Consider the following 23,505-nt stretch of genomic DNA (forward strand, 5'->3'; position numbering starts at 1 on the left):
ACGTATTGCGATTTCAGTGTCTGTTCGGAAAATTGTCCATTCTGAACAACTCTTTAGCCGCATGAAGCGGATCGACACCAATATGAGAAAAGCAAGCGCATTGCGAGTGAGGTTCTCGAGAATGTAAGCAAGCCTACCATCCCAGTTCCAGAGGTCGAAACAGCTGAAAAGTGCGCGCCTGGGCGGGACGCCTTCGGTATGGCTCGCCATTAACAGCCTGTGTCGAGAGCGTAAGCCAGTCCGCTGACAACCTCGCAAACATTGGCCTCGTGCCTACAACTCAGCGCAAAGCGTTTTCCTACGAGCCACCCGCAAACGGCGTTTGCCGCTGAATCGGAAAAATTGCCTCGGGTAACGCTCTTCTCGAATTTTGAATCGGATTACTGCAAATTATTTCGATTTGAAACACATTGCCGACAAATCGAAATGACGTGCCTGCACATTGTGCGGCCTACCTGCCTGTCATTTCTAGCTCGATATTTCCGATTCATCTGCAAACGGCGTTTTATGAAGTAATGGGGGGAGAACAGACAAGAGGAGCAAACGCCGTTTGTAAAACGAGGCCGTTGAAATCAAGTAGCCACGGTTCTGGGAGCTATTTTCATTGTTCGGGGTCGTCGGCATCTCCGTGAGGCATCAGATGCACTTTGCGTCGGAAATCCCAGCCCCTTTTGGTGTATTTGTCGATCAGATCATCAATGACGTCCAATGAAGCATCTTTATCGAAGCCCTGATCTGCCAGACCGTCAAGCAGCATATCAATTAGCTTCTCCATCCCGTCTTGATTGCCAGACTTCACCGCTTTGGCAATCATGAAATGCAAGAACACCCGAGCAACGTCGTCTCGTGTCGGTTTGCGCTCTGCTCTCAGACGATCCCGATATTCTTTCTGCCGCTCCCGCTGCTTGCGCAAGCGTTCTGCCTGCTGCTTGTTCGATACCATTCCCCCTCCCAGTTGCCCGCTAACAATTAAATTCTGAGCTCAAGATCTGTCGGCGCAAAGTGTTTTTCTCGAGCCCCGCCCTGCCCACAAACGGCGTTTGTGCCTGAATCGGAAATCTCGGGCTCAGCAACGTTTGTCCGGAACTCTGCAACGCTCTTCCCAAGTTTTGAATCGGATTACTGCAAATTAGCGCGATTTGAAGTGCATTGCTGGCAAATCGAAATGACATGCCGACACGTTGTGATACGTTACCCGCAACTTCAAATGAAGTACCGGGAAATTATTGCAATCCATATCACGTACTGGGTTCACCGATGCAAACGCCATTTGCATTATACGATATATTTCCTCCGACCTACTTCCGAAACACGGGTTTGCTGTGCTTTCCGCTCCGTTCGATGGATATCTCCCACGTTGATAATAATAATAGTAGTACAGCGCGACACCTAACGGCGGCGCGCTGTTCTCTTGATTACGGATTGCGCCGCCGTCTCGGCTTCTCTTTTTCTTTTTTAAACCAAGGCGCAGGTTCTTTAGCCTCGACGTACGGCAGCAAGCGTAAGGGCTGCGGTTGCAGATGGCCCGTAATGACCGGATACACGGAGATTGCTTTTTTCATCACCTGCAAGCTGGCAATATTCGTATAACGTGTCTCTCCCTCCGTTCGGCCCAGATGCCCGGTAATGTCTTCCATGATCGACATTTCTATCCCCTTCTGTTTCAGCGTGTTGCTGAAACCGTGCCGCAACGCATGGATTGCGCTACCCCAAAGCTGATCCCCAAGCCCCGTTTCCGCTTTCAGCAAAGGGACAAAGCTCTTGTAGAAACGATCCCCGGTATCATTTTTGCGTCTTGGAGCGACCAATTCCGGAAATAAACATCTGTGTCCGAGTTCCTTCAAACGCTTTGCGTAGTCGATAAAACCCAGTCGGATAAGCTCATCTGGTACGGGGAGATCGCGGACTGATTGGAGGTTCTTCAGTCCTCGGAGCTCATTTTCCTGAATTTTGATGGACCAGATACCTTCATCCTTTGCGTAAACCACCTCATCGACCATGAGGCCCGTAAATTCGGCGCGTCTTGCGCCCAGATATGCGTAAAGCATTGGCACATAATAAAGGGACGAATGATATACGGCCTGCCCGAACTCCCGCATTTCCTGCGAGATGGGCCCGGCACAACCGGTGAATACCGGAATCTGGAAGATCGGTTCAACCTGCTCAGGGCCGGGTTTAGCAGTCAGCGCCCGAACGGATGCGAGGCTGCGTTTCTTCGGCTTGATCCCTTTGAACGTGAACGCCCGTAACATGAAACCTGACGCGACAAGATGGTTCAGGAACTGTTCGAGATTGCCGAGGTGGCGTCTGATTGTTCCACTCGACAAGCCGACCTTGGGTGCTGGCAAATTAAGTTTTTGTGCGCGGATTACTTCCCGTTCTGTCGCCTCACGTAATTGCACGGTCGTCATTGCCACATAACGCGAACTGCTTCCCCATCTGGCAAGGATGTTATTGAAATGCTGGCGCAACGCCGCCAAGTGGGTCTGATTAATGGCACTGCTCGTGAGAACATCGTGCTCGCCCAGAATACCACAAAAAATGCGAACAACTGTCTTGACGTCCTTTGCCGTGCCTTCGTTCCAGTTCTCACGGTTGTTGGCAATCAGAAGGTTGCACTGCTTCATGAATTGCTTCACTGGCAGATCCTGCCCAGTAAGCCCCAGCATGTCAGATGCTGATACAGGAACAGGATTTTCCACAACTGGCTGTGGCTGTGGCTGTGGCTGTGGCTGTGGCTGTGGCTGTGGCTGTGGCTGTGGCTGTGGCTGTGGCTGTGGCTGTGGAATGATATCCGGCACAGGTTCCACGTTTACAACCGAAACAATTGGTGCTGGCCGGGCAGGGTCTGGTTCAGCCTGCTCGTCAGGATAATCGATGAGATAGCGATCGTCGGTATCGAGCAGAACGTCTGCACGCGCTTTGAAATATTCAGCCTTGGCCTTCTCGAAATTAAGGATCGAATAAGACAGACCATGCTCTTGCATGAGAGCACGCATTTCGTCGACAAAACGCGAAGATTCTGCATCCTGGCGTTCAGCACGATAAGATATCGCGATGCCGTGATGGAGGCTCTGCGGTACCTTCGACTGCTCCAGAAAGCGCCAACCCTGGCAGCTTTCCTCTTCAAACAGGACACGACGGGTGCCAAATTTTTCCAGAAGCCTATAAGCCCACCCGACTTCCAGATCGGCAGTCAGATTATCGATCTGATGGAACCCTGTCGGCGTGCGCTGGCCTGCAAATTGCAGGTTCTCCATATGATCATTCATCCGCGCGATTTCGGACTGGAATAATCCTTCAAGGGCTTCTTTCGACATCAATACACTTCGCGGGTTTTCTGCAATTTCATAAAGCAGAAGATTGAGCTTGCGGGCCATGCGGCCTGCTTGCCGATGATCAGATTGTTTGAGACTGAAAGCAAGATGACGCGAACTAATTGCGCGTCCCAGATGCATCGGAAGACGGGGACGCCAATAAAAAATATTTCCGCGCCGCTGAAGATTCTGAACCTGATGTCTGACTGCCATAATAAGCTCGCCGTTTGGAGCTGATGAGACAAACCGACCAAGGCGAATCGGCATGTGTCATAGCTCTGTGTCACAGTTAAGTGCACAGTCGGCGAAATGAAAAGAAGCTTGAGGATTCCCAGCCGGGAAACATTAAGTAAAATCAATAAGCTTATGATTTTGCTCGTGATTCATGGCTGGGGCGCCTGGATTCGAACCAGGGAATGGCGGTACCAAAAACCGCTGCCTTACCGCTTGGCTACGCCCCAACAAATCAAACCAAAGCAATCTGTTGCGCGGCCTTATAGCCGCTTCGAAACCCGAGCGCAATCGCCTAATCACGAAATACCGCATAAGCTTACAGGCCCTGTGAACAACGTTTTCAACCGCCTATCGTCGCTACTTGTTCTCTAAAACAAAACCGTCGATTTGCGTCTGACTTCAAAGCTGCTACTCCCTACGGACGGGTGTATTTTCGGTGTTCGCTATGCTGTTTTTGTTGATTTCGTCTCTCGTCAGCGCTGCCTTGTGCGGCATCGGTCTCTATCTACTCAACCGGCTCTTGCCCGAGCGCTTTCTCGCGGCTCGTATGAGTTCTCGTTCCAATCATACGACGGTAGCGCGGCAGATCGGCGGGCTGGCGCTTGTTCCCGCTATCATCACGACACTGCTCGTCTTTGCACCGGACCTAGAAATCAATGCCCATCTGGCGCTTTGTCTATCCGGGGCGTCGCTGTTGCTTTGGATCGTCGGTGGACTGGATGACCGTTATGAGCTTTCAGAAATCATCAGACTGGGATCACAGTTCATCGCTGCCGGACTGGTTGTCTACGGTTTGGGATCGGATTTCCGGGTATTGCCGGACCTCCTGCCCCACTGGCTTGAGGTGATTCTTGTCGTCTTTGCACTGGTGGTGTCAATCAATGTGACCAACTTCATGGACGGTCTCGATCTCATGACCGCAGCTGGTATAGGGATTCCGCTGGCTGGCACCGGGATTCTGGCCGCTCTCGGTCTGGCCGGACTGGAAAGTGGCGGCATCGGCATCATCGCGGCGGGCGGAGTTCTGGGGTTCGCCCTCTTCAACCGTCCGCCCGCAACTATTTTTCTGGGTGATTCAGGAAGTTTGCCGCTCGGCTTAATCACCGGCACAGCGCTGATCCTGCTCGCGCGCGAAACGCATATCGCCGTCGCACTGATCCTGCCGCTTTATTATATTCTGGATGCAGGCACGACCATCGTGATGCGGTTAAGTCAGGGTGAGAATATTCTGAAAGCACATTCCAAACATGCCTATCAGGCAGCGAAACGCTCCGGCTGGAGCGTGCTCAAAGTGATTGGCCATGTAGCGCTTTTGAATGTGATTCTTGTTGCCTGCGCCGTTGCGCTGCTTGCTCTGGACCACACAATCACCCAGGTCGCTTTCCTGCTCGTGGCAATTGTCGCAACACTGGTTATGCTGCTGGATTTTCGCGGGCGCTTCAGGAAGTTATAACGTCGAACAGAACCTTGCGAACCGCATCAAGATCACCACTTTCCATCGCAATACGAAGTGCAGTGAGGCTGGCCGGAACATCAACCTCAGCCTTCTTGCCCCGAGGAGCGCGCATTATCTTGGGGTGGCGCGTCGGCTTTGCCTGCGCAGGGTCGTAGAAGAGTTCTTCATACATCTTCTCGCCTTCGCGAATCCCCGTCGTCTCAATGGCAATATCGCCGTGCGGGTTTTCGTCGTTTCGAACGGTCAGCCCTGCCAGTAGGATCATGTTCTCTGCCAGGTCGCGGATCTTCACCGGCTCGCCCATCTCCAGAAGAACCGTATCGCCGGACGCGGCAATGCCGCCAGACTGTACAATAAGCTCGGCGGCTTCCTTGATCGACATGAAGTAGCGGGTCATGTCCTCATGCGTCAGCGTAATCGGACCACCATTGGCGATCTGTTCGCGGAAGAGCGGAACGACCGAACCGTTCGATCCCAGCACATTGCCGAAACGGACAGAATAGAATGCCTTCTTCTTTCCGGATTGTTCAGCCAGCATACCGCAATAATAGACGACCAACTCGGCCCAGCGCTTGGTTGCACCCATCACATTCGTTGGTCGCACCGCCTTGTCGGACGAGATGAGCACCATGCGCTCGACATCGGTGTTGAGAGCGGCCTGAGCCACTTCCAGCGTGCCGAACACATTGTTGAAAATACCGACCAACGGGTTTTTCTCGACCAGCGGCACATGTTTGTAAGCCGCACAATGATAGACCGTATCGACATTGTGGTCGCGAATGGCATTCTCGACGCAGTCCCGGTTGCTGACTGTCCCCAGGATCGGCACGATCTCGCAACTGGCTATCTGCCTCAACTGCCGGTCGATGTTGTAAAGCGCGAATTCACTCGACTCGAACAGGACAATACAGGCCGGGTTCCATTGCGCAATGGTGCGGCAGAGCTGGCTGCCGATGGAGCCGCCAGCTCCCGTCACCATGATACGTCGGCCCTCGACTACTTCTCGCAACAAAGCTGCATCCGGCGGCACGGGCGAACGCCCGAGCAGATCGTCGATCTCCACATTGCGCAGCGAACTGACCAGATATTTCCCGGCCGTCAAATCAGCGATCGGCGGAAGAATACGTGTACTGACAGGAAGGCGCCCGAGGAGCCGCGCGAAATCCTGACGCTGTTTCTGTTCCAGCGCGGGTTCAGATACAACTACCTGCTTGATACCGTAATTTTCAATCAAGGCAGGAATGTCTTCCACCCCGTAGACACGCAGTCCGATAATATCCATGCCGCTGAGCTGGCCATCCGGATCGACAAAGCCGACCACCAATGTGTCGCTGTGGCTGCGGAGCGCCGTTGCGAGCTGTCGAGCTGGTTCGCCCACGCCGATGATCAGTGCTGAACTCGTATAACGTTTATCCGACTCGTAACTGCGCAAAAGCCATTTCGCACCGAAACGGCTGGCCGATATGAACACCGTGCTCAAAAGCCAGTAGAGCAATGGAACCGAACGCGGCAGACCGGTACTACCGTAAAGTTCCATTAGGAAGACGAGCGCAACCCAGAAAAGCGCGGCAATGGCGGTAGCCTGGAAAATCGGCCAGATCGCCCGTTCAGCCAGATAACGGATAATAGCGCGGTAAAGTCCAAACCGAACGAAAACCGGAATTGCCAGAACGGGCGCGATGAAAATCAGGAATGTCTGCCCTTCGTTCGGTACAAAAACGAAGCCAAGACGAATGACAAACGCCAGATAGGCACTCAGCAACAGCAGAACACAGTCGCTCAGCATCAGAATGATCTGTTTGCTGGCGCGGGGCAAAAGCGCCAGTCTCTGCCATGGATATTTCAAACTCATACGCGTGTTATCCCGCTCTCCCACGGAGAGAAATACCGGAACGATTCCAGCGCCATAAGGCTAGTCTTACTACTAATGGGGACTAAAGCTTAGTCAATCCCTTCGCCGCTTGCTGCACGCCGCAGCGGCGAAGCATTTTAATTTCTCGGCACCGTTAACATGAGTCTTCCGGCAGAACTATATCAATTGCCGTTTCAGAGGCTTAACAAGCATCTTTTGGCTAAATTACGGCCCGTAAACTGTATCCTGGTAACAGTGTGGGCCAATCCGCCGCACTCTATCTCTCTGTTTTACGCATATCTTTATCCCAAAATCGGTTCCCACGTTCGGAAGACATGCTTTAAGCAATGACAGTGCCGCTGCGAATACTGCGCCAGGTCGCGCCGTCAGAATAGGCCATTTCAGCACCGGATGGAGCGTTGGTCACGAATATCATTGCGCCCGCACCGTGACTTCCGGCAGAGCGTAACTCCGCGACGGCATAAGATGCCGGGCGGATGGGGCCATCGACATGAAGCCGGGTCTGTGGCCAGATTGAGCCTACTGCAACATTGCCGGTCGCGTGATCGATCTTTATCGCCTCACGCCATTGCCCGGTATCGCTGCTTACCTTCACGCTGAAATCATTGCTGCCATTCAACCCCATCTCGGCAAAGCCGGTCCAGTTGGTCTGATACAGAAGGCTTGCGGTATCACTAACCGCCTGCTTGTTCACCTTCCCCTGATGGCCTGCACCGGCATTGTTGAACAGGCTGGCATCCGCCATCAATGAAAGATGCTATTGCGCCGCCTTTTCCTGCCCATGCCCCGGCAGCAGCCGCAGCCACGAGATAGCGATCTCCACTGACAGGTGTTTCCGGCGCTTCGGCTCGATTCCGCGACTTGACGCTCAGATGCACGACGGCATCTAGCAGCCGCAATGCCTCATTATGAGTGACATGTTTCTGCGCCTGACTGGGCAGAATATAGGGCATTTGCAGATTTGGGGTTTGGTCCATGAACAACTCCTCGCATTGGGTAATGCGAGGAGTCTAGTTCGTCTGCCCGAAAAGGGGATAAGTCCGGATCAGCTTCCACGATACGTTGAATAGGACCACGGGCTGACAAGCAAAGGCACGTGGTAGTTTCCGTCGACATCGGCGATTGCGAAGCGGATCGGAATAAGATCGAGAAACGGCGGATTGGCTTGTTCCGCACCGCGCCCCTCAAAATATTCGGCAACATGGAACTGTAACTCGTAAATGCCAGTGCGCAATTCATCGCCGGAAAGCAATGGAGCATCCGTACGTCCGTCAAGATTGGTCACCGTGCGCTTGATCAGTTCGGGAGCGCCGTTTACGCCAATACGATAAAGTTCGACACGCATCGCCGCCGCAGGGCTGCCATGGGCAGTGTCGAGAACATGCGTGGAAAGTTTACCCATAATATCCCTCGATAAAGCTCAGGCAGGTTTTGTTGTTTCAATGCGGTATGTGGTGTCGGAGAAGAAAAACTCCTCCAGATTGTCTTCCTTGCCTGCCCGGTCGACAATCAGAAAATCAGACTTCTGCTCAAGCGCCAAGAGCGGGTGGTGCCACACATTGCGCAGATAATTGACGCCCTGATCACCGCGCGCAAGGAAAACACGCAGACCTGCAGGTTTGCCACCGTCATCCTCGGCGACCACCACGAGGAAGGGCCTGCCGTTCAACGGAACAAATGCCTGTGAACCGAATGGATGACGTTCCATCATGACAATGTCGATTGGCGCTTCGAACGACTGCCCCCGGAAAATATTGATGAGAACCCTTGCTTCGGTGCCAGCGGCTTCGACGCGCGCTAGATCGTGGTATCGCTCGGTCGTGCCATTGTTGATCAGGCGAAGCTCGGCCCCTTTAGTCTCGATGACATCGCCAAACGGCGCAAAAGCTTCTTTTGTCAGCGGTTCAATCACCAGAGTTTCGACGTGCAAATCATCCTCCCCGTAAAAGCAGATTTCTTATAGTGACAAAGCTTGGTGATGTGACTTCTGTCAATTGCGAAGCAGTTTCAACCGAAACAAGAAAAAGCCGGGCCAAAGACCCGGCTTTCAACATGTAAAACTGATAAAAATTCAACGCTTCAGGAGCGACATCACTGCAGGCACGCCACATGCAGCGAGTGCGAGCTTCACGAGATCGCCGACGATAAAGGCGCCGAAGCCGAAGGCAATGGCTTTTTCCAGACCGAAGAGGTAAGCCATCCAGCCTGCCCCCATTAGCAAAATAACAGCTTCTGCAAGCAACATTGCACCGCCGAGAGCGAGTGGGTTGCGTGCCAGTCCCTTGTCGGCAGCGCGCCCGACGATCCAGGCCGCAGCAAGATAGGAGAGCAGATATCCGCCCGTCGGGCCAACCATATAGGCAAGGCCGATGCCCTTCTCCGGCGTCCCGGTGAAGACTGGCATACCAAGCGTGCCTTCAAGCAGATAAAGAGCAACTGTCGCCACGGCGAGCCGCGAACCGTACAGAGCTGAAATTGCAAAGAGAGCGAAAGTCTGCATGGTCACGTTGACATAGACCAGATCGACTTTGATCTTGGCGGAAATGGTAAGAACAGCCGTTCCGATCAGCGCAAGCCCGACAAACCAGAAAGCACGAGCCAGTTGTCTGGTGGGCAGATATTCTGCGGCGAGAGAGGCCGTGGCGACGCGAGACTTTGCTCTATGAGGCATATCCAACTCCACTTTTAACGCGCTGACAGACACCGGAATGCGAAATTCTCCGGAATCTGCCCGCTGACGCGATTGTCAGCGCGCGTGACTGTTCACGTTTGCAACCCGACTATATAAGGCCTATGCCGTTTCATCAATCAAACCAAAGAAGAATGGAAGCCGCTTCAATGGCGCTTGTTTTCGACAGCAGTTTCACGCCCCAATATGGGAAACCGGTTGAACTGAGTAAAGGCATTTTGCGCCTCACCGTCAACAATCCGAGCGCTTTCACCTTTTACGGCACCAACAGCTATATTATCGGCAGGGATACGCTGGCGATCATCGATCCCGGCCCGGAAGATGAAGCGCATTATAATGCCTTGATCGCAGCCGTAGCCGGTCGCCCGGTCAGCCATATCTTCGTCAGCCATACCCACCGCGACCATTCACCTTTGGCGCAGCGCCTGAAGGTAAAACTTAGCGCCCGCACCGTTGCCGAGGGACCGCATCGCCCTGCCCGCCCGTATTATGCGGGCGAAACAAACCTGCTCGAGGCAAGCGCCGATACGGAGTTCGTTCCGGATATAGCGCTGGCCGATGGAAGCATGATCGAAGGCGATGGCTGGGCTTTGGAAGGGATTCACACACCCGGACATGCCGCCAACCACATGGCGTTCGGCTTGAAGGGAACGGGCGTTCTTTTTTCCGCAGACCATGTCATGGCATGGGCGACATCCATCGTCGCACCGCCTGACGGCTCGATGAATGACTATATGGTCTCGCTGGAAAAGCTGCTGGCACGCGATGACAAGGTCTATCTGCCGGGGCATGGCGGCGCTGTGACCAAGCCTGCCACCTTCGTTCGCGGCCTGCGTGCCCATCGCAAGATGCGCGAACGTGCCATTCTAGAGCGTGTTCTTCAGGGGGACCGGACAATCGGCGACATGGTGAAAGTGATCTATCGCGACACCGATCCGCGATTGCATGGTGCGGCTGCGCTGTCCGTGCTGGCGCATCTAGAAGATCTGGTTGGACGTGGCGAGGTCACGACCGATGGCCATCCATCGCTCGACAGTATCTATCTTCCTGGCTGATTATTCCACGTCAGCGGGAGCCTTGTTGACCTCGCCTTCCAGCGCTCCCAGAAAATCGGTTATGAAACCGGCATTCTGCCCCATATCGCGTTTGCCATAGCGTGACAGTGAACGCACATCGACATAGGTGGTTTCGCCTTCGTCAAGCAGCCGGATAACGATATCGCTTTTCAGGCCCAGAATGAAACTGTGCGCCGTCACTGCAAATCGCGTGGTGTTCTGTTCCGGCGAAGAAGCATTACGCGCCATCTCCTGCCATCCGAAAGTCCTGAGAACCGTCTCGACCCCTTGCGCAACGCGGTCGGGTGCGGCTTCATAGCGGCGTCCAACCACATCAGGATAGGCGGTCAACTGGGTCAGCGCATCGCCACTCACGGCCACTGTCAGCGGGTTCATCCATTGAAGGCGTGGCGGCATGTTGGACGGGAATTGCGGCGGCGTCTCGAAATCGGTGGAGATGTCGTAAAGCGGCGGAGAGAGATACCACAGTGACGTTACCAGCCCGACTGGAAGCAACACCGCAAAAGCGAATATACCGCCCCAGAAGGAGCGCGCGCCGCCCTTGTCGCCATTGATCCAGAGATTGCGAAAACCTTTGGCCGAGCAGAGAAGGGCCAGAGCGGCGAGACCGGTGCTCAATCCGGCGAGTAGCATCAAGTCAGGTGTCTCCAGTGTCCAGAAGCGATGCAGAAGAAACGCCATCGCAAGCAGCACAAGCGCAAAAACACCAAACCGAAGCGCCCAAACCGCAGAGCGCGACTGACGCCGCTGGTAGCGAAGTTTTCTCATGCAGTCTCCGAGAGCATTTCCAGCTTATACTGAATCATTGGAGCCGCTCTGTCTCTCTGTTTTCACGCAGTATGAATAGCAGAGAGATTTTCGCTCGGCAAAACTTCGACGTAGCAATTCAAATGCCCCGCCTGGCTTGAACATGGTGGGGCACTTTTCTTGGCATTATCATTTAGAGCGGTTTCGGTCAAAACGGGGTTGCTGGAACCGCTCCCAATATTTGTTTCGTCGCACGGTCCTACGCAAAACCGCTTCGCACTTTTGCTGGAAATGCTCTAATAACGCGCATCTTTCGGCTTTTTCATGTTCGGCCAGTCCTTCACCTTGCCTGCGAAATCGGGGCGCGGCATGTGAGTGAAATATTCCGACACATCAATGGCTTCCTGATCGGTCAGAACACCGCCCTGCCCGATGGGCAGATTGTAGTTCTGTGCGGGCGGCATCGCATATTTGACGAATTGTGCCGCCTTGTAGGTCCGTGCCATCCCGGCGCCGATATTGAAGCTTTCATCGCCCCAAAGCGGCGGGAAGATATAGTCACCGGCCTGATCCTTCATGCCCTCACCGCCCGCACCATGACAGGTCGAACATTGTGCGGCGTAGATTCTGGCGCCATTTTCCGGATCGGGAGCAAGGCTTTCGTCGATGGGACCGGCATTGCGGATCGCCACTTTCGTACCCTTCTTCACGTCCTGTCCTAGCCAGTCCAAATAGGCGATCATGGCCCTCATGTCGGCTCCATCAGGCGGCAGCGGCTTGCCGTTCATCGATCGCTGGAAGCAGCCATTGATGCGCATCACCAGATCGACTTCCTTGCCTGCGCGGGGCATGACGGCGGGATAGAAATTGCTGGTATTGATATAGGAGGCAACGTTATCCATCTTGCCCTGCCCCATGTGGCAGGAATTGCAGTTCAGGCCGTTGCCGACATTGTCGGGCAAAAGCCGCGCCGTTTCGTTGAGCAGCCGCTTGCCGTGCATGATCTCGGGTGCGTTCGGCTGCTTGAGAATGTCCCGGTCCGGCGGGATGACATAGGTTCCGACCTGATTTTTTTCCTTATCCAGAACCGCATAGGCCATCGGAGCTGGAGCATCCAGCGAGGGCCGCAGGTGATTGAAGAGGAACGCGCCGCCCGTTACTGCCACGGCAAAACCGGCACCAAGAACGACAATCGTACTGGTTTTCATTGCTTGTTCTCCGGAACGTAATGGACGGGCTTGTGAGCGATTTCACGGCGCATGCGCGAGATATCCTGCTCCGTTATGGCAGCGCCGTGGTTGCCCCAACCATTGCGAATGAAGTTGAGGATTTCGGCGACCTGCCAGTTCGGAAGATTGGCGAAACCCGGCATGGTGAAAGCCATCCTGTCCGCAGGCGTGTCAGGCGTCCTGCCCCCGGTCAGAGTGACCTGAATGAGCGAGCTTGGATCATCGGCAAAGACAATTGAATTCCCGGCGAGTGTCGGATAGATGCGCGGTGCACCCTTGCCGTCCATACGGTGGCAGACCGAACATTGCTCGACATAGGACAGTGCGCCCGGTGCACTGAAATCTCCCGCCTTAAGCGCCGCCGTCGTCACATCTTCCATCGGCTGCCATTCACGCTCACGACCTTCGCTCGGCGGCAGCGACTTGAGATAACGGGCAATTGCACGCAAATCATCAACCTCAAGATATTGGGTTGAATGCTGCACGACATCGGCCATCGAACCGAACGCCGCTGTGCGATCAGTGCGCCCGGTCTTGAGGAAGGTGACGATCTCATCTTCGGCCCAGGTCGAAAGCCCTGTATCCTGATCGCGCAGGTTCTTCGCATACCAGCCTTCCAGAACCGAACCGGACAGGAACTTGCCCTTCGGATCGTTCTTCACCGCTTTTTCTTCATAGGCGAGACCACGAGGCGTATGACACGCGCCGCAATGACCGAGCCCCTCGACCAGATAAGCGCCGCGGGCGATCACCGGATCGGTATCGGCTGCAATTTCGAACGGACGCGAGTTTCCAAAGAAAAGCTGCCAGTAGGCGAGCGGCCACCGCATGTTGGTTGGCCACGGCAAGGTGCTGGGCTGGTTTTCCTGCTCTACCGGCTCCACCTTCGACATGAAGAACGCATAGAGCGCTTTCATGTCCTCGTCATTCACGACCGTATAGGAGACAAACGGCATTGCCGGATAAAGATGAACGTCATCCCGGCGTACACCCTGCCGCACCGCGCGCTCGAACTCGGTATAGCTGTAGCCACCGATGCCGGTTTTTCCGTCTGGCGTGATGTTCGTGGAATAAATCGTGCCAAGCGGCGTCTGCATGCCAAGCCCACCCGCAAACGCCTTGCCTCCCGGAGCCGTATGGCACGCAGCGCAGTCGCCCGCATGGGCGACATACTCGCCTTTCTCGATCAAAACCTTGTCGGTGACATCGACGGTGGCTTCGTGTTTCGCCGTCAGCCAATGGGGTGTTGAAAGCGCAAAGAGCCAGGCTGCGGCTAGCGCACCCGCGCCGCCGACCGCCGCTTTCCAGATCAGTTTCATGTGCCCTCCGACACCAATTCCCTTGTGATGAGGAGAACGTCGAAGATTCGTGAGGAAATGGCATTGACCGCGATCAAAACCAGCTGGGAGGAATGTTTAGCGATCTACAAAAGCAATAGCGAATGCACGCTTAGCGTGCTTGATAGATCAGGCAAATCGCATTAGGGGCAGCACCCTCCGGAGCGCAATACGGTCTGATTACGTCAGATCAGCGCTCCAATTGCTTGTTCAACACGCATCTGATCCGAAAATCGTTTCACACTTTTCGAGATGCGTTCTTAGCCTGCAAAGATCACCAGCTTTAAGAATAAGTGAGAAAAAGCTAGGTAAATCAAATAAAAAGACATTGCAGCAACCGCTAACAGAAGGCATGATTGCGTGTGTGGGGGCTTATATTGCAATCGTCGGAGAGGACGGAATGGATCACGCCCTTCAAAATGGCAACCAGTCACCGGACGGCACAACCGCAGACGATACGATGACGCTTGAGGCCGTCGAACTGGAGTTCGCGCTCGGAGCCATCGACGTACTCATCGAAGGTTTTGATTCCGCGCTTGCCAAGGCCGCTGAACGTGTGGGCGGCGAAGTTCTGTTCAATATGCCTGCTCTCGACACCAGCGAAGCACAACGCATCGGTGCAATCGCCATCGCCGGACAACCGGAGGATCAGGTCATATTCGTCACACTGCGCAACGACGGCACGACTCTGTCCGTTGAACCACCAACGGGCGAAAATGCCGTTTTTGAAAGCCTTGGCCGCAACTATGCCGCGGTCATGAAAAGTCTTTCCCCGAAGGAAAAAGTCAACGGCGCCTGAACGGGATTATTTCGGCGCTGCTGGCTTTGGAACCCCCGCATGAAGATTGTGTGGAGCGACCGGGTTGAGCGTCATCGTCGTCTCGACATCCTTGAGACGTACGAATTTCATTCCCTTTGCTTTCAAGGCCAGAACGCCTTTGGCCACCCCTTCGCCCGCTGAGCGCGTTGGCTGGTTGATATGCGAAATGATGACATCGCCATCACGCGCGGCGGCGATGCGGCGCTCGACCGTCGGCGCCAGCAACGAGGCCCCCTGATCACCATTCAGCGAATAACCGCCGATCTTGTAGCCCATGCTTGTCGCAAGCTTGATCGCATCGGTCGAATAACGGGCCGTCGCATCACGATACCAAACGGGCTTCGACACTCCGGCATCAGTGATCGCCGTCGCGCCGCCATCGATTTCCAGATGCACCGCCTCAAGTGACCCTGCCGTCTTGATACCATACATTTTCGGCTCGTTCGTGATGGCCGGAATATGCATTGCGCCATGGTTCTCGATATCGAACAGATCGGCATTGGCTTTTAGAACCGCCATGGCTGCGGGATTCTGTTTTATCCATCGTCCTGTCACGAAGATCGTCGCTGGAATACGGTTCTGCACCAGCGTGTCGAGAATGCGGTGATCGGTCTTGCCCATGCAGGCATCGAGCGTCAGCGCCACCTGGGGCGATGCGGCGCCACCACGTGCAATATGCAATTGTGGCTCAACGATTTTGATCGTGTCGTGGCTGGGCTTGTTCTCCGCACGCTCCTGCGGCGAGATATCATAGGCACTGGCAATGCTGGTCGTGACGAGAATGACGGCTCCTGCCGCAGCAATACAACGAAGCATGACAATATCTTCTAAAAATGGCTTAACTACCGGGGACTACTCCGGTAGCTAAGCCAAATTGTGGTGTGCTGTCAAACCTTGCGTATAGCCGACTGTGCCGCAGCAAGACGGGCAATCGGCACGCGGAACGGCGAACAGGAAACATAGTCGAGACCTGTCTTTTCGCAGAATGCGATCGACGCCGGATCACCACCATGCTCGCCGCAAATGCCGAGCTTCAGTTTCTCGCGGGTCTTTCGTCCGCGTTCGGCGGCGATTTCCACCAGTTCACCAACGCCTTCGAGATCAAGCGACACGAACGGGTCCTGTTCGATCACGCCACGCTGCTGGTAGGAGGTCAGGAACGACGACGCATCGTCGCGTGAAATGCCGAATGTCGTTTGCGTCAAATCATTGGTGCCAAACGAGAAGAACTCAGCCGTTTCGGCGATTTCTGCTGCGCGCAAGGCCGCGCGCGGCAGTTCGATCATCGTGCCGACCATATAGTCGATCTTGACGCCTGCTTCGGCCATGACTTCCTTGGCAACGGCATCGATGCGTGCCTTGACGAAATCCAGTTCGGCTTTCAGTCCGACCAGCGGCACCATCACTTCCGGCACCACATGTTCACCGGTTTTCCTGCCTGCCTCGACAGCAGCTTCAAAAATCGCCCGCGCCTGCATTTCCGCAATTTCCGGATAGGATACAGCCAGACGGCAGCCGCGATGGCCCAGCATCGGGTTGAATTCATGCAAGGAATCAGCGCGCTCGCGCAGCTTTGCCGCATCGACACCCATCGATCGGGCAACCTCTGCGACTTCCTCGTCCGTATGTGGCAGGAACTCGTGCAATGGCGGGTCGAGCAGGCGGATCGTGACGGGAAGTCCCTTCATGATCTCGAAAAGCTCGACGAAATCCGAACGCTGCATCGGCAGAAGCTTTGCCAGAGCCGTGCGGCGGCCTTCTTCATTTTCGGAAAGGATCATCTCGCGCATGGCGACAATGCGGCTTCCGTCGAAGAACATGTGTTCGGTACGGCAAAGACCGATGCCTTCCGCACCGAACGAACGCGCCGTGCGGGCATCTGCCGGAGTTTCAGCATTGGCGCGAACCTTCATTCGACGGGTGCGGTCAGCCCATTCCATCAGCTTGCCGAAATCGCCGGAAAGCTCGGGCTGAAGCATGGCGACAGCGCCTTTCAGGACCTGCCCTGTGCCACCATCGACGGTGACGACATCGCCCTTCTTGAAGGTCTGCCCTGCTGCAAGCATGATGCCATTGCGATAATCGACGCGAAGCGATCCCGCGCCGGAAACGCACGGCTTGCCCATGCCGCGTGCGACAACGGCCGCATGACTGGTCATGCCGCCACGTGTCGTCAGAATACCTTCTGCCGCATGCATGCCGTGAATATCTTCCGGGCTGGTCTCGATGCGCACGAGAATGACCTTGCGGCCTTCCGACTTTGCCTGTTCGGCATCTTCCGACGAGAAGACGATTTCGCCCGTTGCAGCGCCCGGCGATGCAGGGAGCCCCTGACCGATAACCTGACGCTCAGCGCGCGGGTCAATGGTCGGGTGCAGAAGCTGGTCGAGTGCTGCCGGATCGACGCGCAGAACCGCTTCTTCTTCCGTAATCAGCCCTTCGCCGGCCATTTCGACGGCCATTTTCAGCGCGGCCTTTGCGGTGCGTTTACCCGATCGGGTTTGAAGCATCCACAGCTTGCCACGTTCAATGGTGAATTCGAGGTCCTGCATGTCGCGATAATGCTGTTCCAGCCGATCAGCGACCTTGAGGAATTCGGCGAAGGCTTCCGGCATTACCTTTTCAAGCGACGGCTTGTCGGAACCGGCCGCAATACGCGCTTCTTCGGTGATGTTCTGCGGCGTGCGGATACCGGCAACGACGTCTTCACCCTGCGCATTGACGAGAAACTCGCCGTAAAGCTTCTTCTCGCCTGTCGAAGGATTGCGTGTGAAGGCAACGCCAGTCGCAGAGGTTTCACCCATATTGCCGAACACCATGGCCTGCACATTGACCGCGGTGCCCCAGGCCGCCGGGATATTATGCAGCCGCCGATAGGTGATGGCGCGCGCATTCATCCAGCTTGAGAAGACGGCGCCGATAGCGCCCCATAACTGTTCACGCGGGTCCTGCGGGAAAGGCTGGCCGAGTTCTTCCTCGACCTTGGCCTTGTAGGATCCGATGACGTGCTTCCAGTCTTCTGCCGTCAGCGCCGTATCGACCTCAACCCCAAGATCCGCCTTCTTGTCTTCGAGAATTTCCTCGAAGAAACCATGATCGACACCCAGCACGACATCCGAATACATCTGGATGAAGCGGCGGTAGCTGTCATAGGCAAACCGCTCATCGCCCGCCTCACGGGCAATGGCCTGCACAGTCTCGTCATTGAGGCCGAGATTGAGCACCGTATCCATCATGCCCGGCATGGAAGCACGAGCGCCGGAACGCACCGACACCAGAAGCGGCTTTTCGGCGTCGCCGAAATTGCGCCCCGTCACTTTCGCGATGTGGGCCAGGGCCGCCTGAACCTGATCGTTCAGTTCGGTCGGATAGTTACGCTCATGATCATAATAATAGGTGCAGACTTCGGTCATAATCGTAAAGCCTGGAGGCACCGGGAGACCAAGGCTGCTCATTTCAGCCAGGTTCGCCCCCTTGCCGCCGAGAAGATTACGGTCGCTTGCCGCACCTTCTGCCTTGCCGTCGCCGAACGTGTACACCCACTTCGCCATCATGGCCTCCTTGATGCAGGATCGGCTCATAAAAGGCTTGCAACAATTGCAAGCACTCCCAGATCCTGCTTCCCGTTGCTTATGCGATCCGTAAGGCTGCTGCCAACCAAAAAAGATGAGCCGCGACAATAGAATCGATTAGAGGCGCACTTAGCCAGCAGAGGACCACATCGAATTGGCATTCCTGATCACGTGCACTGGGAGCAAGGCAATGCAAATGAAAGCTAAAACTCTCGACAGGAATGGCGCGAGACCGGTGCCGGTCGAAAGCAACCAGAGATTTTTTCCGGCCTTCAGATTGTCATAGAGCGGCGTGCAATGAAGATTGAAAGGAGATTTTAGCCCGTTCACCGGGTGATCCGAAACGCTTGCAGGCAGCAGAAAACGGCACCTGCGAGAGCCATCCATCGTGAATCCAACTTATTTTCTCGGCGGCAAAGGTTCTCAACTCACTAGTCCTGAAGAAAATTAATTTTTTAATGGAGTTTAAAATGAGCGCCTATTCACATCAGTAGCTAGAAACTGATGAGCGTTGACCAGATAGTTTATGAAGGGATCTTGGTCAAAACTTTGCAATCGTTTAGTTGATCCCCCTCATTGAATTTTGCATCCTGTACCGACACGCAAAATCGTTCGTCCGAGTTTCAAACTGACAGGTGCACCCCCGTGCTGATGAAAGACCGTATCGATCACCTGCCCCACGTCAAGCAGCACGAGTTGCGGCGTATTGTAGAGATTCTTTTTGAGGAGTTCGATGACGCACTCAAAGAAGGTTCAGCTGAGTTTAAAAAACGCGGACGGATTCTGAAAATTATTCTGTTCGGATCATATGCACGCGGCACACAGGTTGACGAACCGCACACTGGCAAAGGCTACCGTTCAGATTTCGATCTTTTGATTATCGTCAACAACCGAAAATTGGCCGATTTCGAAACATATTGGCATAAAGCGGAGGACCGGTTGATGCGGCTTCGCGATGTGCAAACACCTGTGAATTTCATCGTGCACTCGCTCCGAGAGGTAAACACACGAATTAAGGAAGGGCGATATTTCTTTACGGACATCCGTCGGGAAGGCATTGTACTTTACGAACTCGAGCCCGAACCGCTCGCGCAACCGGAAACTCCCAATCCCGATGATGCCTATCGGGTTGCGAAGGAGTACTTCGATGATCGACTACCGCATGCACAGAGTTTTACGGAAGGCGCAGAGTTCTATCTTGGCAAAGGCAGGTTCAAAGAAGGTGCGTTTTTGCTACACCAAGCGATCGAGCAAGCCTATTCAACTTTTCTGCTGGTCACCACGAATTACTCACCTGCCTCGCACAATCTGAAATTTCTACGTCGACTATCCGAAGGGCAGCAGAACGAACTTGCCAAAGCCTGGCCCCAGGACCAACAGCGTTACAAAGCCTGGTTCAATATCGTCAACGAAGCTTATGTGAAGGCGCGCTATTCGCCGCATTTTGACATCAGCGAGGAGGCGCTTCGCTGGCTCCTGAAGCAGACAAACCTGTTCATCGCCCAAATAGAGCAACTGTGTTCTCAACATCTGGATAAAATGAGACCAACTTAGGTTTTAAATCAAATGAAGAACGACTGACAAAGCTGGTCTCTCGCTTTCTGGAATTTATAATGTCTCGTCCAGAGATCTTGCAACTGTCGACAAACTTGGAAGACTTCCCAACCGTTTTAACAGAAAATCTTCGAATGTCGGGTCTCGCTTTCGACTTAACGCGATAAGCCCTGCTCCTGATTGATCCTGCGTTGCCTGCGCTCAGTCATGACACGATGGCTTTCTTGGTGGCGAACTATTTCCTGAACAACCTTCAACTTATCCTGAAGCCCCTCGAAGACGGAACGTTGTGCCGGAGGCACACGACTGATGTTTTCACTGTCGCCGCGCATGATTGCGTTGCGCCCGAATCTGAGATCAAGGGCGCGGCTGATGCTGATAAACTCCCGACGAATATGCGGTTCGAGCGAACCGGCGAGGGCATCAAGCCGCGCGTTCTTCTTTTGCATCGCAGTCGTGATGCGACGGAGTTCCTGGCCGGCTTCTTCTGACAATCCGGGAATGGCGGTTGCCATCTGCTGACGCTCTGCGGCAATTGCTGTTGTTGCAGTCTTCAGGGCTGAGGCCCAGCCCGATCCCAGCGAGCGGACACTTGCCTGCACATCCGGCACGGCTTCCAGTGCTGCCTTTCGCTCGCGGCCAACGGCCAGAAGCCTGTCCCTCAGCCGACCGGAACCGCGCAAGGCACCATAGGCCGTAGGATCATTGGCAATGGCTGCCGCAATCCGGTCACCGGCAATGCCTTTCCGGATCAGTGCCTCGATCGTTTCAACAGCATTGGCAGGTTCACGCCAAATCCGCATTGCTGTCTCAGCAAGCAGCGAACAGTTGTGAACATGGTGAGCGGCTTTTGAAGCTCTTTCGCGTGCCTCAATCTCCACCGGGGTCGTGAACCCTGTCACAGCAGCAAGCAGCGGCGGTATGGAGCGGACTTCCCGGTCCTGCCCGATATTGCCAGTCGGCCGGGTCCGGGGCGAACTCTGGGTATTTCGAGCCAGGGACATCCGGGCTGCCGGATTCTGCATGGGGAATCTTCCGGATTGCCTTTCATGATAAGAAACCTTGCGTTCCTGATCGATTGCCAAACCGAGCGCCGCACCTGCCCGCTCCCACAGCATTGCCACCTGCCAGCGCTTTTGTGCCAGCCACGCCAGCTGGCGTCTCGCCCTCGCCCCTGTTTCGGCCATCACTTCGGCAAGTGCGTCGATGCCACGCCTGCGGGCAAAGTCCCGCACATGTGCCTGGTAGCCAGCCTCGCCAGCAAAATCCAGCGTCGTGGTTTTGGCGCCCGAACGCCCGAGGCGTTTGGCCAGCTGCCGGAACAATTCCGGCGTGTGGCTTTCGCTTGCAACCCTTTTGTGGCGGACATCTATGGTTTCATGCAGCCTGGCCGTCCAGACATTGCGTTCGACCGTGCGCTCCTCAAAGTGCCTTTCACCGCCTTGCGCATCAGGAACTGCAATTTTTACCTTCACGGTCTCGACGCCATCCTTGCGAAGCGTGACCGTATCCCCTTTTGAAGCTCCCGCCGCAGACAGGGCTGCCGGCAGACCGGCACCGCGGAGGCGATGGACCTTCCCGCCCTCAACCTGCAGATCAGCATAGGGCGTATCATTCGTATCCTCATCCCCGGGCCGGAATTTTGTCACCCCGGTTTCGACCAGTTCGCCGGTGATCCCCTTCGCGTGGTCAACAGGGGCCCTATCCTCCCGTCCGGGCCCGGGCCTGAAGTCCTCGCGTGCAGCATAAAGATCAGCCCTGTGACGATGACGGGTCATGGACACATAGGTCAGGTGCCTGTCCATCATGCCGCTGGCAAGCACAAAGGTCCGGTCGACAGTCGCGCCCTGCGACTTGTGGATTGTCACCGCATAGCCGTGATCGATGTTGCGATAGCTGTCCTCGCTCAGAACAATCTCGCTGCCGCTGTCGAGCCGGACAGAAAGCAGCGGCGCGCGGAATGCGTTGCCGGTGGAGACCACCGTGCCGAACATGCCGTTCCTGACGTATTGCGGATTGTTTCCCCCTGCACGCGGTTCAAGGAAACGGGCGTTCTCAAGAAAGATGATCCGATCGCCAGCAGCAAACTCCCGCATGCCCCGCTCTGTCCGGAAGCTGCGCGCGGCACCGAGCGCTCCCTCCTCCCGCATCACCTTGCGCAAGGCCTCATTCAGCCTGTGGACATCCCTGTTGGTGTGCGCCAGCACCAGCAACGCATCACCCCGTAGCCGGCCGCCACCGTTTAGCGCTGCGATCCCCGTCCCTGGCCGCACGCCCCGTCCCGGCTGTGATGGCATGATCATTTTCCGCCGCGCATCGGCCCAGTCACTGACCAGACGGCTGACCAGTTCATCCCGGGTTTCCGCCTCGACCATATGCCCGCGTCTGGCGTAGATCTCCAGTCCGCCCGCGGTGTCGCCGCGAGCGAGGCGACTTGAGGCATCGCGTGCCCATTGGTCCTGTTGCCGACGCACACCGGCAAGTTCGGCTGAACCGATCCGTTCCGCTATTGCCCGGAAAGCCGCACCGGCCCCGATCGGCTGAAGCTGCATGGCATCACCGACCAGAACAACCTTTGCGCCAGCCTTTTCTGCGGCATCCAGCATATGTGCCATTTGCAACGAGGAGACCATGCCTGCCTCGTCAATGACGAGGACGTCACCGCGCATCAGCCGGTCGCGCCCGTTATTCCAGGCGTGCTCCCACGCAGCAAGCGTTCGCGATCTGATACCGGAACTCTCCTCCAGCCCCTCGGCAGCCTTGCTGGAAAGGGCCGCACCCAGGACACGGTGATGCCCGCTCTCCCAGGCAAGGCTTGCAGCTGCAAGCAATGTCGACTTGCCCGTACCGGCAAGACCGACGACAGCAGCAATACCACTGTCGCCCGTCACATGCCGAATGGCTTCAATCTGCTCAAGATCCAGCCTGAACGGCTTCAGCGGATTGTCCCCTTCGACGCAACGCACTGCGCCCGCGCGTCCTGCGTCCGAAATCCCGAATCCCCTCCTCCCCGATAGGGTATCGGCTGAACGCATCATGTCATGTTCGGTGCGCAGGATCTGACGGGTGGTGAAGACGGCCGGTTCCGTTGCCTCGCCAGCCACCCGGCCATTCACACGACCAGTCATCGGATCAGTCAGCGGGCCGGCCTGCTGCGGCTTGAGCAGCACCAGATCGGGAGAGGCCATCAGTCGTGCACGGATATTGGCAAAGTCTACCGGATCATCGACATAGCGGTGGATGACCCTTGCGATATCCTTCTCGTCAAAGGTGGAGCGCTCATTGCCAAGCTGCCTGAGGAGAGGCCCCGGATCGGCAAGCAGCCGGGCGGTCATTTTGCGCCGGCGTGCCAGGTCGGCGGGTGCAAAATACATCTCGACGCCCTTCCGCATCATCGCCGACTTCCCGGGCCCCAGATGCCTCTGGGCAATCCCCTCAAGCCCCTGTTCGGCACGAGAACGACCGTCAAGGCGGATGTCACGGCCAGCCAGTGCCAGATATCGGTTGGCTGTTTGCGCCCAGGCTGCATAACGGCAATCTAGGTGAGATTCAGCGTCAATCAGGATGAGACTCGCGCCGGGGTGTGACGGAGTGAGGGCGT

At 55.6% G+C, this 23,505-nt stretch carries 16 protein-coding genes, 1 tRNA gene and 3 pseudogenes; 4 read left to right on the forward strand and 16 right to left on the reverse strand.

All coding sequences use genetic code 11. The features are described 5' to 3' along the window. Window positions 1-39: 39 nt before the first annotated feature. The 4 genes and pseudogenes from FG152_RS24845 to FG152_RS24860 form a co-directional block, all read right to left on the reverse strand. Window positions 40-135 (reverse strand): annotated as a pseudogene (locus FG152_RS24845) (IS5/IS1182 family transposase); the annotation flags it as partial. Between the two features lie 466 nt (window positions 136-601). Then, the gene (locus FG152_RS24850; RefSeq protein ID WP_498989066.1) at window positions 602-943 is read right to left on the reverse strand and encodes a hypothetical protein; all 342 of its coding nucleotides are present in this window, start codon (window positions 941-943) and stop codon (window positions 602-604) included. Between the two features lie 472 nt (window positions 944-1,415). Further along, the gene (locus FG152_RS24855; RefSeq protein WP_498989069.1) at window positions 1,416-3,584 is read right to left on the reverse strand and encodes a DUF6538 domain-containing protein; all 2,169 of its coding nucleotides are present in this window, start codon (window positions 3,582-3,584) and stop codon (window positions 1,416-1,418) included. A gap of 119 nt (window positions 3,585-3,703) precedes the next feature. Beyond that, window positions 3,704-3,778 (reverse strand) — tRNA-Gln (locus FG152_RS24860). 218 nt (window positions 3,779-3,996) lie between these two features. On the opposite strand from FG152_RS24860, the gene FG152_RS24865 reads away from it, so the two are divergent. Further along, entirely contained in the window at window positions 3,997-5,004 is a 1,008-nt protein-coding gene (locus FG152_RS24865) for an MraY family glycosyltransferase (RefSeq protein ID WP_264812643.1), read from the forward strand. Here the strand turns inward: FG152_RS24865 and FG152_RS24870 are convergent. The 5 genes and pseudogenes from FG152_RS24870 to FG152_RS24890 form a co-directional block, all read right to left on the reverse strand. Further along, window positions 4,991-6,859: a polysaccharide biosynthesis protein gene (locus FG152_RS24870; protein ID WP_264812642.1), complete on the reverse strand. Its 1,869-nt coding sequence runs from the start codon at window positions 6,857-6,859 to the stop codon at window positions 4,991-4,993. The genes FG152_RS24865 and FG152_RS24870 overlap by 14 nt on opposite strands. A 340-nt stretch (window positions 6,860-7,199) precedes the next feature. Continuing rightward, window positions 7,200-7,857 (reverse strand): annotated as a pseudogene (locus tag FG152_RS24875) (DUF2793 domain-containing protein). Window positions 7,858-7,925: 68 nt separating this feature from the next. Beyond that, window positions 7,926-8,282: a hydroxyisourate hydrolase gene (gene uraH, locus FG152_RS24880; RefSeq protein WP_264812641.1), complete on the reverse strand. Its 357-nt coding sequence runs from the start codon at window positions 8,280-8,282 to the stop codon at window positions 7,926-7,928. Between the two features lie 18 nt (window positions 8,283-8,300). Then, window positions 8,301-8,810 carry an ureidoglycolate lyase gene (locus tag FG152_RS24885; RefSeq protein ID WP_264812640.1) on the reverse strand — a complete coding sequence of 170 codons (510 nt, stop codon included), beginning with the start codon at window positions 8,808-8,810 and terminating at the stop codon, window positions 8,301-8,303. 141 nt (window positions 8,811-8,951) lie between these two features. Next, entirely contained in the window at window positions 8,952-9,551 is a 600-nt protein-coding gene (locus FG152_RS24890; RefSeq protein ID WP_264812639.1) for a biotin transporter BioY, read from the reverse strand. 167 nt (window positions 9,552-9,718) lie between these two features. On the opposite strand from FG152_RS24890, the gene FG152_RS24895 reads away from it, so the two are divergent. Continuing rightward, entirely contained in the window at window positions 9,719-10,624 is a 906-nt protein-coding gene (locus FG152_RS24895; protein WP_264812638.1) for an MBL fold metallo-hydrolase, read from the forward strand. On the opposite strand, the gene FG152_RS24900 is transcribed toward FG152_RS24895, so the two are convergent. The 3 genes from FG152_RS24900 to FG152_RS24910 form a co-directional block, all read right to left on the reverse strand. Beyond that, window positions 10,625-11,413: a DUF1499 domain-containing protein gene (locus tag FG152_RS24900; protein ID WP_264812636.1), complete on the reverse strand. Its 789-nt coding sequence runs from the start codon at window positions 11,411-11,413 to the stop codon at window positions 10,625-10,627. 275 nt (window positions 11,414-11,688) lie between these two features. Further along, window positions 11,689-12,600, reverse strand: a complete 912-nt coding sequence (locus tag FG152_RS24905) for a c-type cytochrome (protein WP_036578016.1) — start codon at window positions 12,598-12,600, stop codon at window positions 11,689-11,691. Beyond that, on the reverse strand, window positions 12,597-13,940 hold the full coding sequence (locus FG152_RS24910; RefSeq protein ID WP_010658442.1) for a c-type cytochrome: 1,344 nt from the start codon (window positions 13,938-13,940) through the stop codon (window positions 12,597-12,599). The genes FG152_RS24905 and FG152_RS24910 overlap by 4 nt, the downstream gene beginning before the upstream one ends. Before the next feature lie 418 nt (window positions 13,941-14,358). Here FG152_RS24910 and FG152_RS24915 point away from each other — a divergent pair, with 418 nt between their 5' ends. After that, entirely contained in the window at window positions 14,359-14,757 is a 399-nt protein-coding gene (locus FG152_RS24915) for a hypothetical protein (protein ID WP_010658441.1), read from the forward strand. Window positions 14,758-14,763: 6 nt separating this feature from the next. On the opposite strand, the gene FG152_RS24920 is transcribed toward FG152_RS24915, so the two are convergent. From FG152_RS24920 to FG152_RS24930, 3 genes and pseudogenes are all read right to left on the reverse strand, one after another. Then, complete coding sequence (locus FG152_RS24920) at window positions 14,764-15,594, reverse strand: polysaccharide deacetylase family protein (protein ID WP_498989079.1); 831 nt, start codon at window positions 15,592-15,594, stop codon at window positions 14,764-14,766. 71 nt (window positions 15,595-15,665) lie between these two features. Continuing rightward, window positions 15,666-18,329 (reverse strand): pyruvate, phosphate dikinase, encoded by a 2,664-nt coding sequence (gene ppdK, locus FG152_RS24925; RefSeq protein WP_498989082.1) that lies wholly within the window; start codon window positions 18,327-18,329, stop codon window positions 15,666-15,668. Between the two features lie 234 nt (window positions 18,330-18,563). After that, window positions 18,564-18,644, reverse strand: a pseudogene (locus FG152_RS24930) (ferredoxin--NADP reductase); the annotation flags it as partial. A gap of 357 nt (window positions 18,645-19,001) precedes the next feature. Between FG152_RS24930 and FG152_RS24935 the strand changes: the two are divergent. After that, entirely contained in the window at window positions 19,002-19,904 is a 903-nt protein-coding gene (locus tag FG152_RS24935; protein ID WP_498989087.1) for a nucleotidyltransferase and HEPN domain-containing protein, read from the forward strand. A 155-nt stretch (window positions 19,905-20,059) separates the two neighbouring features. On the opposite strand, the gene traA is transcribed toward FG152_RS24935, so the two are convergent. Further along, the coding region (gene traA, locus FG152_RS24940; RefSeq protein WP_498989084.1) for a Ti-type conjugative transfer relaxase TraA at window positions 20,060-23,505 on the reverse strand (3,446 nt) is incomplete at its 5' end.

Source organism: Ochrobactrum sp. XJ1 (assembly GCF_024701725.1).
In the GTDB taxonomy this organism is placed as follows: Bacteria; Pseudomonadota; Alphaproteobacteria; order Rhizobiales; family Rhizobiaceae; genus Brucella; species Brucella anthropi.